Here is a 12,489-nt window from a genome sequence, read left to right as displayed (position 1 = left end):
CCGAGGTATGGTCGGGAATTGATTGATATCTCCATAGAGTTTCGGCTGTCATAGCGAAGGGGAAACGCCCGGCTCCATTCCGAACCCGGAAGCTAAGCCCTTCAGCGCCGATGGTACTGCACTGGCGACGGTGTGGGAGAGTAGGACGCAGCCGGACATACTTAACAAAAGGCTCTTCTTCGGAAGGGCCTTTTGTCATATTGGCAGGCGTTGTGTGCAGACTGGTGATCGGTCTGCACCTGATCCTGCTTCGGCGACTGGACTAGGGAATGATGGACCTGTGACTGACTCGAACTCCGGCCGGAGTGACTCACGACCCCGAGGCGCGTCGGGAGCGGGCGGCCGGCCCCGAGGCGGGTCTGATCGAACCCCCCGCGGGTCCGGCGCTGCTGACCGGCGCGGTGGGAGATCCTCGCAGGGACGCCGAGAGTCCCAAGGTGCCGGACGAGGGCGAGAACGGGATCCGGGTCAGTTCGACAACAGCGAGCGCCGGGGTGGCCCCCGTCTTGCACCGAAGACAACCCGTCTTCCGGACCCGGCCATCCCCGTTGAGGTCACGGGCAAGGAACTCGATCGGGCCGTCCACCACCAGCTGCGGACGCTGAGCAAGGAGAATGCGGACGGGGTGGCCAAACACCTCGTGATGGTGGCGGCTCTTCTCGAGGCAGAGGATCTCGACGGTGCGCTGGCGCACGCGGAAACAGCGGTGCGGCGCGCCGGCCGAGTACCGGCGGCGCGGGAGGCCCTCGGAATGGTGGCCTACCGCATGGGGGACTTCGGGAGGGCTCTCAGTGAGTTTCGCACTGTCAAGCGACTGAGTGGGTCGAATCACCTGCTTCCGCTCATGGTGGACTGCGAACGCGGCTTGGGGCGACATGAGCGCGCCCTGGACCTCGCGGCCTCCCCGGAGGTCGGCTCCTTGGCGATCGAGGACCGCGTCGAACTGGCGATCGTCGTCTCAGGGATACGCCGTGACCTCGGACACGTGGATGCCGCGGCCGTCGCGTTGCAGATCCCCGCCACCAAGTTGGCGCGCAGGCAGCCGTGGGCGGCCAGACTTTTCTACGCCCAGGCGGAGGTCGAGCTGGACCGTGGCGACACGGAGGCCGCCCATCGGCTGTTCTCCCTGGCGCTCGATGCGGACCAGGACCTCATGACCGACGCCGGGGACCGCCTCGCCGAACTCGACGGGGTCGTCATCGACTGGGCCGACGAATGACCGAGCAGCCGGATCGCGCGCTCCTGCGCGGCGTCCAGGCCCTGGTCTGCGATCTCGATGGAGTGGTCTATCGAGGGGCGGCTGCGGTCCCGCACGCGATCGATGTGCTGAGGAAGGTCGGGATACCCGTCCTCTACGTGACGAACAACGCGTCCCGCTCCGCCGCAGAGGTGGCCGAACACCTCGTCGACCTCGGCCTCGTCGTCGACCCGTCGGAGGTCGTGACCAGCGCCCAGGGAGCGGCGCATCTGGTGCTGCAGGCTCGACCGACCGCCACAGTGCTGGCCGTGGGTGGACCGGGACTGCGCGTGGCCCTGGAGGACGTCGGACTGACCGTGGTCACGCGCGCCGAGGATGCCGATACGGTCGTCCAGGGCTATGGACCCCAGGTATCAGCCTCGGACCTGGCCGAGGCGGCGTACGCTATCGCAGCCGGCGCGTGGTGGGTCGCGACGAACACCGATGCGACCATCCCGAACGAGCGCGGCATAGCCCCCGGCAACGGGGCACTGGTCGGAGCCGTCGAACGGGCCGTCGGCCGTAGCCCGGATCGCGTGGTCGGCAAGCCCAACCCCGACCTCTACGAGCTCGCCTCAGCACGATTGGGCGTTACTCCAGCTCTCGTTCTCGCCGTGGGCGACCGGCTCGATACCGATATCGCGGGCGCGAACGCCGCGGGAATGCCGTCCGCCCTCGTGCTCACCGGGGTCTCGACGAGGGACGAGGCCGCCTCGGCGACGGAGGAGCTGCGGCCGACCTACGTCATCGACGACCTGAGAGGCCTGTACTGACCGACGGTTCCGCTGTCCGACCACTCGTCCCTCGATGAGCGCGGGTCCCACTCCGGAGTGGGAGTCGACAAACGGCTCCGCTGCGCCGCTGCCGCGACAACTCGCAATCGGATAGCGTGATGTGAATCGGTCGTGCGTCGACGGCCGTCACCTCTCGTAGAAGGAAGTGCCACCGATGATTGACGCGGTCAAGTCGTACGTACAGCTCGCATCGGGTCTCGGTGAGACCTCTCGAGCCATGGCCAAGGAGGCCGCAAGCGACATCGTCGCCCTGTCCGGTATCGAGGGAAAGACCAAGCGTAAGAAGACCCAGAAGAAGGTCGCCAAGATCGCTGACGAGCTCATGGAGGCGGCCGAGAGCAACCGCCGTCAGCTCGTCGCGCTGGTGCGGCGTGAGGTCGAGGAAGCCGTGGCCAAGGCGGAAGCCCGGACGAGTGCTGAGCTCGCGGAGGCGCGGGACACGATCGAGCGACTGCAGCAGCAGTTGGATGAGCTGCGCGGACTCGTCGCGAGCGGAGTGGCGGCGGCCGCAGGCAAAGCGGGCGGGGCGGCATCAAGCGTCATCCGCACCACCAGGGACAGTGCTCCCGCGGACGAGGCGCTGCAGTTGATGGCGGGCGCGGGGACGAGGGCGAGCGAGGCGGCGGTCTCGTCGGCCGGCGTGAGCGAACCGGCTGCGGCGTCGCCAGCCACGCCGAGGAAGTCGACGGCGGCGAGGGGCACCGCGAAGAAGAGCACTGCGAAGAAGAGCACGGCGAAGAAGTCGACGGCGGCGGGCACCGCGAAGAAGAGCACCGCCTCGAACGGCGCAGCCAAGAAGAGCACAGCCAAGAAGTCGACTGCGGCGACGCTCACCGCTAAGAAGAGCACCGCGAACAAGAGCGCCGCCTCGAACACAGCCAAGAAGAGCACCGCGAAGAAGTCGACTGCGGCGACGGGCACCGCTCAGAAGAGCACCGCGAAGAAGTCGACGGCGGCGGGCACCGCGAAGAAGAGCACCGCACAGAGGGGCACAGCAAAGAGGAGCACGGCCAAGAAGAGCACCGGCACGACGAGGGGAGCCGCTCAGAAGAGCGCCGGGGCCAAAGGCTCAGGTGCGCCCTCCTCCGCAGCCGGCGACTCCGGCTCATCCTCGACGTGAGCGATCAAGAGACACGGATCGATCCGTCGACCGACACACAGGCGGGGATCGCTGAGCCCCTCACCGGCGACATCGTCATCGATTCCGCTCTGCGTGATCTGGATTCCGCCGAGCCGCACGACCTCGACGCGCAGATCGAGCTGGCCGAGTCGCTTCAGCGAACGCTGCAGGGGCGCCTCGCCGACCTCGGCGATTGACCTCCGGCACGAGCCGGCTCGACGTCGCTCTGGTCGAGCGCGGACTGGCTCGGAGCCGGGGGCATGCGCACGACCTCGTGCGCCGAGGTGTCGTCCTCGTCAACGACCGATCTGTGCTCAAGGCCTCGAGGGCGGTCCGGGAGTCCGACTCGATCGTCATTCGGACGTCAGCGGAGGACGCCCTCGACCCGCGATGGGTGTCCCGAGCGGCGGGAAAGTTGCTGGGCGCCCTGACCGACCTCCCCGGTGGAGGACCGACCCTCGCGGACGTGCGGGCGGTGGATGTCGGTGCATGCACGGGCGGGTTCACCCAGGTCCTGCTCGAACGGGGGGCCCGTCACGTCAGCGCGGTGGATGTCGGACACGGTCAGCTCGCTCCCGTCCTCCGCTCGGACCCTCGCGTCGCGGATCTGTCCGGCCACAATGTCCGAGACCTCCGGGTCGAGAAAGTAGGAGGTCCCGCCGACATCGTCGTCGCCGACCTCAGCTTCATCTCGCTGACCGTCGTCATGGACCGACTCCATGACCTGGTCAAGCCGGGCGGAGATCTGCTGCTCCTCGTCAAGCCACAGTTCGAGGTCGGCAAGGGAGGCCTCGACGGGCGAGGAGTCGCCCGGGCGGGAGCCGGTCGACGTGATGCGGTGCTCCGGGTGGTCCGGATCGCCTACGACCTCGGCCTGGAGGTCTGCGGTGCGGTGCCAAGCCGGACGGTCGGTCAAGAGGGGAACATCGAGTATGTGCTGTGGCTGAAGCGACCCACCGGCGCGTTCGCGCTGCCCGCATGGCAGTCTGTCTGCCAGATCATCGATGACATGCTCGACCGAGGCGACGGAGAGGAGAGCTGACGTGGCGACGACCAACACGGAGCGCCGCGTGCTCATCGTCGGTCACCCGCGTCGCTCCGACATTCCCGACCTGGCCCGTACCGTGCTCGACCGGCTCGATGTCGACGGCATGGGCGGCATGATGCTCGCGGCCGAGGCCGAGCGTCTCGGGCTGCAGGACCACCCTGCTACACGGATCGCCGATCCGGCCGCACCGGCCTCAGGATGTGAGGTCGTCTGCGTTCTCGGGGGCGACGGCACGATCCTGTGGGCGGCCGAGCTGGCCTGGGGCAGCGGGGTGCCACTCCTCGGAGTCAATCTCGGTCACGTGGGCTTCCTGGCGGAGGCCGAACGCGAGGAGCTCGACGCGACCGTGGATCGCATCGCCGCGCGGGACTACGCCGTCGAGGAGCGCTTGGCTCTTGAGGTGGTCGGAATGCTCGACGGTGAGGTGTTCTACCGCGGCTGGGCCCTCAACGAGGTGAGCATCGAGAAGGCCGCCCGCGAGCGAATGCTCGAACTCACGGTCGAGGTGGACGGACGCCCCCTGTCCACCTGGGGCTGCGACGGGGTCATCGTCGCCACGCCGACCGGCTCGACAGCATATGCCTTCTCTGCGGGGGGTCCTGTGGTCTGGCCGGATGTCGAGGCCCTTCTCCTGGTGCCACTGAGCGCGCACGCTCTCTTCTCGAGACCGCTCGTCGTCGGCCCGGCCTCCGTTCTCGCCGTCGAGATCATTCCCGACACGAAGGGATGCGGTGTCGTGTGGGCCGATGGCCGTCGGAGCATCGACCTCCCGCCCGGGGCGCGCTTCGAAGTCCGGCGGTCTCCGGACCGGATCCGCTTCGCGCGGCTGTCCTCGGCTCCGTTCACCGACCGGCTGGTGGCCAAGTTCGACCTCTCCGTGCACGGCTGGCGCGGCCGAGGACGCTCCAGTGCTCAGTGAGCTCCGAATCTCCGGGCTGGGAGTGATCGACGAGGTCACCCTTCCCCTCCATCCGGGGTTGAACGTCGTCACGGGCGAGACCGGCGCGGGCAAGACCATGGTCGTCAGCGGGCTGCTCCTGCTCTTCGGCGCCCGTGGCGACAGCGGCCTCGTGCGCTCCGGCGCCGGTCAGGCGGTCATCGAGGGTCTCGTCGCAGTCGACGAGGCCCACCCCGCTGCGCGCCGGGTGCAGGAGGCGGGGGGCCGAGTGGAGGACGGGATCGTGCTGGCCAGGACCGTGTCCGGAGAAGGCCGGTCGAGGGCCTACGTCGGAGGTCGGGCCGCTCCCGTCGGGGTGCTGGCCGATGTCGGTGAGAGCCTCTTGGCCGTCCACGGGCAGGCCGACCAGTGGCGCCTCCGAGAGCCCGACCAGCACCGTGCGGTCCTGGACCGATTCGGAGGTGCCGACCTGCACGAACGGCTGACCGCATACCGGCTGGTCTGGGATCGGCTCGTCGAGGTGCGTCGCACGCTCGACCGAATGCGCGCTCAGGCCCGCGACCGGGTCGTCGAACTCGAGGGCCTGCAGGCCGGGCTCGAACACATCGAACGGGTCGCGCCGCTCCCGGGGGAGGATGCCGCCCTCCGCCAGGAGGACGAACGACTGAGTCACGCCGAGGAGCTGCGCGGGTCCTCGGCCCAGGCGCGCACGGCGCTCGCGGGCGACGAGGACGGCACGGACGCGACGTCGGTGCTGAGCCTCCTCGCCCGCGCCCGGGCCGAGCTCGAGACCGTCGCCCGAACCGACCCCGCAGCAGAGGATCTGCACCTCCGAGCGGTCGAGCTCGTGCACCTGGCCGTGGAGCTGAGCGCGGATGTCAGCCGCTACGCCGCGGATGTCGATCTCGACCCGGCCCGACTGATGGCTGTCCAGGAGCGGCGGGCCGAGCTCGCCACCCTGACCCGTCGTTACGGGCCGAGCCTCGACGACGTGTTCGCGTGGGCGGAGGAGGCGGCCACCCGTCACGCTGAGCTGAGCGGTGCCGACGACCGGATCGGTGAGCTCGAGCGTGAGCTGGAGGACCTCTCCGGCCGGCACGTCACCGTCGCGAAGGAGGTGAGCGAGATCCGCAGTCGGGCGGCGGCCGAGCTGGGCGAGCGGGTGACCCAGGAGCTGGGCCGGCTCGCGATGGGTGCGGCGACGGTCACCGTCGAGGTGACCCCGGCCGATCCCGGCCCGCATGGAGCAGACGCCGTGTCGATCATGCTCGCGGCCAACCCTGGCGAACCCGGGCGCCCCATCACCCGGGCAGCCTCCGGCGGTGAGCTCTCGCGGGTGATGCTCGCGCTGGAGGTGGCCCTCGGAGCCGGGGACTCCGGACCCGAGGTTCCCGTCTTCGTCTTCGACGAGGTCGACGCCGGCGTGGGTGGCGCGGCCGCACGCGACGTCGGTGCCCGCCTGGCGAGCCTCGCTGATAATGCCCAGGTGATCGTCGTCACCCACCTGGCGCAGGTCGCCGCCTTCGCCGACCACCACCTGGTGGTCGCCAAGTCCACCGACGGAGAGGTGACTGCGAGCGACGTGTCGGTCGTCACCGGACCCGCACGCGAGGACGAGATCGCCCGGCTCCTGGCCGGAACGGTGAGCGACACCGCCCGAGAACACGCCCGAGAGCTCCTCGCCGACGCGAGGTCGTGAGTCCCCGTGGGACCATGGACCGATCACCCGACCTCGTCGAAAGGGGACCGATGGCATTGCGCATGCCCCGCTCGGTCCGGCTGCGTGGTGCCTCGGAGACGGGGACCACGGTCGTTCGCGTCGACCGACGCACGAAGAACCTGACCAAGCGCCTCCAGCCGGGCGAGATCGCCGTCATCGACCACGAGGACATCGACCGCGTGTCCGCCGACGCCCTGGTCTCCTGCAAGCCCGCCGTCGTCGTCAACGCGAGCCGGTCCATCTCCGGCCGATACCCGAACCAGGGCCCCGAGCTGATCCTCGGGGCCGGCATCCCGATCATCGATGCCGTCGGCCCCGATGTCATGACGGCCGTTCGGGAAGGCGACCGCCTGCGAGTGGCCGACGGTGCTCTGCTCGACGGGAACCGCGAGGTCGCCCGGGGCACGGTCCTCGAGCTCGACCAGGTCCGGGCCGAGATGGTCGAGGCGCGCTCGGCGATGTCGGAGCAGATCGAGCACTTCGCCACCAACACGATGGACTACCTGCGCAAGGAGCGGGATCTGCTCATCGACGGTGTGGGCGTTCCGGAGGTCACGACCGACATCGACGGCCGACACGCGCTCATCGTGGTCCGGGGACACCACTACCGGGAGGACCTGGCGATCCTGCGCTCCTATATCCGCGAGTACCGCCCCGTCCTGATCGGTGTCGACGGGGGAGCCGATGCCATCATCGAGGCCGGGCTCGTTCCCGACCTGGTGGTCGGCGACATGGACTCGGTGTCGGATCGAACGCTCAGGTGCGGCGCCGAGATCATCGTGCACGCCTACCGCGACGGGCGGGCGCCCGGCGCCGAACGGGTTCGCTCGCTCGGCGTAGAGCCCGTCATCTTCTCCGCGGTCGGCACGAGTGAGGACATCGCGATGCTGCTCGCCGACGACAAGGGCGCCGACCTCATCGTCGCCGTGGGGACACACGCCACTCTCGAGGAGTTCCTGGACAAGGGACGGTCGGGGATGTCGAGCACCTTCCTGACCCGACTGCGGGTCGGGAGCAAGTTGGTCGATGCCAAGGGCGTGAGCCGCCTGTACCGCCCGCGGATCCGGACCAGGTCCCTCGCGGTCGTCTTCTTCTTCGGTTTCCTCGCCCTCCTCGCCGCCCTCTACGCGACACCGGCCGGCCAGGCGATGCTGCAGGTCGTGGGCGCCCGCATGGATGCCTTCTGGGACGGGCTGCGCGCGTTCGTGCTAGGAGTGTTCTCGTGATCGACTTCCGCTACCACCTCGTGTCCATCGCGTCGGTCTTCCTCGCGCTCGCCGTCGGTATCGTCCTCGGTGCCGGACCTCTCCGGGGCACGATCGGCGACACTCTCGCGAGCGAGGTGACCCGTCTGCGCGAGGAGACGAACGCCCTCCGGGCGGACCTCAGCCTCGCCCAGTCGCAGGTCGACGCCCGTGACGAGGCGATCGCCGAGCTCCGGCCTCGGAGCGTCTCGGGCGTTCTCGCCGGATCGACGGTCGGACTCCTCGTGCTTCCGGACGCTGCTGACGGCTCGGTCGACACCGCAGGGGCCGTCCTCGCCGAGGCGGGCGGAACCGTTCTCGGACCGATCACCGTGACCGAGGCGTGGACCTCCGCGGAGCCGCCCGATGTCACCGCGCGCACCGAGGCGGCGGCTCTGCTGCGTGAGCTGCTCGCAGGCGAGCTGCCCGTGGGACTCGACCCGGAGCGCGTCATCGACCTGTCGTTGGCCAGGGCTCTCGCCGGCGCTCCCGACACCGGGGAGGAGGCTCAGCCGACGACCCCCGTGGACGGCGGTGCAGTGACCGACCCTGGCGATCCGCAGACCGAGACGGTCGAGGATTCCACCGATGAGGAAATTCTCGCGATCCTCGCGGAGTACGGCCTCCTCGAGGTTGCGGAGGACGCCGACCCCGGGTCCGCGGAGGCTGTCGTGGTCGTCGCACCGGCCGGCGCGGCAAGCGATGCATCCGTCGTCATCGGCTGGGTGGATCTGATCGGAGCCCTCGATGACGCCGCCGCCGCAGTAGTGGCCGGCGATGTGACCGCTGACTCTGCCATCGACACCGACCTCATCGCCGCGATCCGTGACTCCGGTGAGCTCGCCGACAGGATCTCGACGATCGACAACCTCGCCACACCCTCCGGTTCCACCGCGGTGCCCTTCGCCGCGACCGAGCAGCTGGGCGGGGAGTCGGGCCACTACGGCGAGGCCGACACGGCCTCCGGGCTCCTTCCCCCGATCGAGACCCCCACGCCGTGAGCGGGCTGCTCAGCGCTCTCGTCGCCGGGGCGGTGACGCGCGGTGTATTCGTCGTGGGTCGTGAGCGGGCCCGGATCCTCGGGCTCGAGTGGCAGCGCACCAACCACGCGGGCAGAACCGTCACCCTGTGGGAGGGAGCGGCCTTCGCCACCGGGGCGGCGGCGGGGAGCCTGGTCGGAGGATCGCCCTCCGGGGTCCTTGCGGCAGTAGGAGGCGGCGCGTTCGGGGCGCTCGACGACCATCGGGGCGACTCGGACAGCAAAGGCCTCCGCGGCCACCTGGGCGCCCTCCGTCGCGGGCGGGTCACGACGGGGGCAGTCAAGATCGTCGGTATCGGCGCCACGGGGGTGGCGTCGGTCGTCCTGCTGGATCGCGGTCGCGAAGGACGCGACCGGCTGCAGGGGGTGGCCTCAACCCTGCTCGGGGGTGCGGTGGTGGCGGCCTCGGCCAACCTCGTCAATCTGCTCGATCTTCGCCCTGGACGTGCGCTCAAGGCCACCATCATCGTTGCCGGACCCCTGGCCTTCGGCGCCGGCTCGGCCCCCGCCGGGATTGCCGCAGGAGCGGCGTCCGCCGTCATCGCACCCGACCTCCGTGGCGAGGCGATGCTCGGGGACACGGGGGCCAACGCCGCCGGAGCCCTGGTCGGGCTCGCCCTCGTCGGGAAGCTCGGACCGCGAGGCCGGAGCCTGGCGCTCCTGGGCCTCACAGCACTGACGCTGGCCTCCGAGAGAGTCAGCTTCACCTCCGTCATCGAGTCCACCCCGGTCCTTCGTGAACTCGACCGCTGGGGTCGCCGGACATGAGGCGCGGGGCCGTCGGCGGGATCGCCGGCGCGGCCGGGCTCATTGCGATCCTGACTCTGCTCGCCCGGATCGCCGGGTTCGGCCGGACCCTGGTCTTCGCCGACAGCGTGCGTGCCTCCGGGGTCGGTGACATCTACAACGCGGTCAACGCCGTCCCCAACGTCGTCCACGAGGTGGCGATCGGCGGTGCGCTGGCGGCGCTCACGGTACCGCTGGTCGCCGGGCACCTCGGCAGAGGCGACCGACAGGAGGCCCACCGGGTCGCCTCCACCCTGCTGACCTGGGCACTGGTCGTCCTCGTGCCGCTAGCCGTGCTGGTCTGGCTCCTCGCCGAACCCATCACCGCCGCGCTCGTGGGATCCACGGTGGAGGGGGGAGTCGGGACCGGTGCCGCGATGCTGCGGATCTTCGCGCTGCAGATCCCGCTCTACGGAATCGGCATCGTGCTCTCCGGAGTCCTCCATGCGCACCGACGTTTCGTCGCCGTCGCCGTGGCGCCGTTGTTGTCGAGCGTGGTCGTCATCGCGACCTACGCGGCGTACGGGTCACTCGCCCAGGGAGAGACGACCGACGTCCCCGACGCCGCGGTCTCCCTCCTGGCCTGGGGTACGACGGCGGGGGTGGCTGCCCTTGCCCTTCCCCTGACCGTGCCCGCCTGGCGGGCCGGTTGGCGGTACAGGCCGTCCTTGCGCTTCACGGGATCCGACGCGCGCCGCTCCCGACGGCTGGCTGGGGCCGGCCTGATCGCGCTCGCCGCCCAGCAGGCCGCGACCGTGGGGATCGTCCGGCTGGCCGTCTCCCGAGGGGGTGGGGACGGCGCGCTCTCGGTCTACACGTGGATCCAGGCGGTCGTCATGCTTCCCTACGCCGTCCTCATCGTCCCGCTCGCGACCGCCGCCTTCCCCGCACTCGCGGTCCGGGCCGGTGGAGGGGACGAGACGGAATCCTCAGGCGTGCCGGGGTCAACGGAAGCGAACGGCCCGGGAGAGGCCGAGACACTGCTGGCCCGGGCGCTGCACGTCGCCGTCATCCTCGGTGTCGTGGGGGCCGTTGGGCTCGTTCTGGTCTCGCCCCTCGTCGGCGCGGTCTTCGCGGCCCTCGACGCCCGGCGCGGCGACGGCACGGTCAGCGGTGCCGCGGTTCCGGCCATGGCCGCCGGCCTGCGCGCCTTCGCGGTCGGTCTCGTCGGCTTCGGAGTGCAGGCACTGCTGACCCGCGCGCTGTACGTCCGGGGCCGCCCGGTGACGGCCGGCCTCGCGGTCGCGTTCGGATGGTTCCTCGCCGTCCTCATCCCCGCGGTGGCCCTCGAACCCGACGCCGGTGCGGCGAACACCGTCGTCGCGCTCGGGGTGGGCTGGTCGATCGGGATGACCTTCTCCGGAACGATCCTCGTCGCCCTCGCGGTGCGGCATTGGGGCTCGGGAATCCTCCGAGGATGGCGGGACACGGCCGGATACCTTCGACGACGGGTCACGGGCCGATGAGAGTCCTCATGCTCATCGCGAAGAGCACCGGCGGCATCGGGACCCATGTCGCCGACCTCACCGCAGCCCTCCGCCGACAGCACCACGACGTCCTGGTCGCAACCGACCGACTGACGGCATCGACGTTCGGCTGGTCCGAGGCGCACGTCGTATGGCCGGAGAGCCGTATCGAGACGGCATCGGCGGTGCGAGCCCTGCGGCGGCTCGCCGACGGTATCGACGTCCTGCACGCCCACGGTCATCAGGCAGGTGCGCTCGGCGCGCTGGCCGTCCGCTCGTTGCCGCGCGGGCGACGGCCCGCTCTCGTGGTCAGTCTCCACAACGCGGTCCTCGGCGGCACCGGTCGGCGAGTCGTCGGCGCTCTTTCGGCACAGCCCTTCACCCGCACCGCGCAACTGGTCACCGGTGCGAGCACCGACCTCGTCGAACAGGCGCTGCGGTGGGGGGCATCCTGGGCCGAGCTGGCCGAGGTGCCGTCGCCCCGAGTGCCCGGTCTGATCGCCACCCCGCCGGCGGACCGCAGGCAGCGGCGCCGCGACGCAGCGACGTTGCTCGCGGCCGTCGGTGTGCACACGGAAGGCGACAGCGACCTTGTTCTCACCATCGCGCGCATCGCACCGCAGAAGGACCTCGGCACCCTGGTGGCGGCAGCGGCAGCTGACGCCGCCGGCGACCCCAACCCGCCGCGCATCTGGGTGGTAGCCGGAGGTGGGGAGTCCCTCCTGGCCGACCGGTTGCGCGAGCAGGCGGAGCGGACCGGTGCGCCGCTGCAGCTGGTGGGCGCCCAGGGGGATCCGGCTCCCTGGCTGCGATCCGCGGCGGTGTTCGTGCTGACGAGTCACTGGGAGGCGCGGGCCCTCGTCGTCCAGGAGGCGCTGGCGGCCGGCGTTCCCGTCGTCGCGCGGAACACCGGAGGTCTGCGGGACCTCGTCGACGGAGTGGGTCGGCTCATCGACGGCTCGGACCCGCAGCAGTGGGCCGATGCCGTCCAGGCCCTCCTCTCCGACGACCTCGCGTGGTCGAGGGCCGTCGCTGCCGGACGCGAGCGCGCGCGCGAGTGGGACGATGGTGACCGGGCGGCGACTCGGTGGGTCGCCAGATACGTCCGGGCACGGGCGATGACGTAGAGTACAAGCC

At 70.4% G+C, this 12,489-nt stretch carries 12 protein-coding genes and 1 rRNA gene; all 13 read left to right on the top strand.

The genetic code is table 11. The features are described 5' to 3' along the window. The first annotated feature begins 40 nt into the window (after positions 1-40). Positions 41-157, top strand: a 5S ribosomal RNA gene (gene rrf, locus GA707_RS08515). A 468-nt stretch (positions 158-625) separates the two neighbouring features. Beyond that, positions 626-1,219 (top strand): hypothetical protein, encoded by a 594-nt coding sequence (locus tag GA707_RS08510; protein ID WP_226963642.1) that lies wholly within the window; start codon positions 626-628, stop codon positions 1,217-1,219. Beyond that, positions 1,216-2,010: an HAD-IIA family hydrolase gene (locus GA707_RS08505; RefSeq protein ID WP_152178001.1), complete on the top strand. Its 795-nt coding sequence runs from the start codon at positions 1,216-1,218 to the stop codon at positions 2,008-2,010. The genes GA707_RS08510 and GA707_RS08505 overlap by 4 nt, the downstream gene beginning before the upstream one ends. 175 nt (positions 2,011-2,185) lie before the next feature. Then, positions 2,186-3,151: a hypothetical protein gene (locus tag GA707_RS08500; RefSeq protein ID WP_152178000.1), complete on the top strand. Its 966-nt coding sequence runs from the start codon at positions 2,186-2,188 to the stop codon at positions 3,149-3,151. After that, a complete protein-coding gene (locus GA707_RS08495) occupies positions 3,148-3,348 on the top strand; it encodes a hypothetical protein (protein WP_152177999.1) in 201 nt (66 codons plus the stop codon). The genes GA707_RS08500 and GA707_RS08495 overlap by 4 nt, the downstream gene beginning before the upstream one ends. Continuing rightward, positions 3,345-4,193, top strand: coding sequence for a TlyA family RNA methyltransferase (locus GA707_RS08490; RefSeq protein ID WP_152177998.1), 849 nt, complete (start codon positions 3,345-3,347; stop codon positions 4,191-4,193). Before GA707_RS08495 ends, GA707_RS08490 begins: the two co-directional genes overlap by 4 nt. Position 4,194: 1 nt before the next feature. Further along, on the top strand, positions 4,195-5,118 hold the full coding sequence (locus GA707_RS08485; protein WP_226963641.1) for an NAD kinase: 924 nt from the start codon (positions 4,195-4,197) through the stop codon (positions 5,116-5,118). Then, a complete protein-coding gene (gene recN, locus GA707_RS08480; RefSeq protein ID WP_152177996.1) occupies positions 5,108-6,796 on the top strand; it encodes a DNA repair protein RecN in 1,689 nt (562 codons plus the stop codon). Before GA707_RS08485 ends, recN begins: the two co-directional genes overlap by 11 nt. A gap of 50 nt (positions 6,797-6,846) precedes the next feature. After that, positions 6,847-8,043, top strand: a complete 1,197-nt coding sequence (steA, locus tag GA707_RS08475; protein WP_370460020.1) for a putative cytokinetic ring protein SteA — start codon at positions 6,847-6,849, stop codon at positions 8,041-8,043. After that, positions 8,040-9,062 carry a copper transporter gene (locus tag GA707_RS08470; RefSeq protein WP_193315243.1) on the top strand — a complete coding sequence of 341 codons (1,023 nt, stop codon included), beginning with the start codon at positions 8,040-8,042 and terminating at the stop codon, positions 9,060-9,062. Before steA ends, GA707_RS08470 begins: the two co-directional genes overlap by 4 nt. Next, positions 9,059-9,868, top strand: a complete 810-nt coding sequence (locus GA707_RS08465; RefSeq protein ID WP_152177994.1) for a hypothetical protein — start codon at positions 9,059-9,061, stop codon at positions 9,866-9,868. Before GA707_RS08470 ends, GA707_RS08465 begins: the two co-directional genes overlap by 4 nt. After that, positions 9,865-11,352 (top strand): murein biosynthesis integral membrane protein MurJ, encoded by a 1,488-nt coding sequence (gene murJ, locus GA707_RS08460; RefSeq protein ID WP_152177993.1) that lies wholly within the window; start codon positions 9,865-9,867, stop codon positions 11,350-11,352. The genes GA707_RS08465 and murJ overlap by 4 nt, the downstream gene beginning before the upstream one ends. 8 nt (positions 11,353-11,360) lie before the next feature. Continuing rightward, positions 11,361-12,479 carry a glycosyltransferase family 4 protein gene (locus GA707_RS08455; RefSeq protein WP_152177992.1) on the top strand — a complete coding sequence of 373 codons (1,119 nt, stop codon included), beginning with the start codon at positions 11,361-11,363 and terminating at the stop codon, positions 12,477-12,479. Positions 12,480-12,489: the final 10 nt, after the last annotated feature.

This window comes from Nostocoides sp. F2B08, from assembly GCF_009184895.1.
Taxonomy (GTDB): domain Bacteria; phylum Actinomycetota; class Actinomycetes; order Actinomycetales; family Dermatophilaceae; genus F2B08.
The sequence above is the reverse complement of the archived record's forward strand: the minus strand, read 5'-3'. Positions and strand labels throughout refer to the sequence as shown.

Excerpts from the sequence above, each read along its gene's own strand:
- steA (WP_370460020.1), top strand. The coding sequence starts at position 6,847 with ATGGCATTGCGCATGCCCCGCTCGGTCCGGCTGCGTGGTGCCTCGGAG.
- murJ (WP_152177993.1), top strand. The coding sequence starts at position 9,865 with ATGAGGCGCGGGGCCGTCGGCGGGATCGCCGGCGCGGCCGGGCTCATT.
- GA707_RS08505 (WP_152178001.1), top strand. The coding sequence starts at position 1,216 with ATGACCGAGCAGCCGGATCGCGCGCTCCTGCGCGGCGTCCAGGCCCTG.
- GA707_RS08500 (WP_152178000.1), top strand. The coding sequence starts at position 2,186 with ATGATTGACGCGGTCAAGTCGTACGTACAGCTCGCATCGGGTCTCGGT.
- GA707_RS08455 (WP_152177992.1), top strand. The coding sequence starts at position 11,361 with ATGCTCATCGCGAAGAGCACCGGCGGCATCGGGACCCATGTCGCCGAC.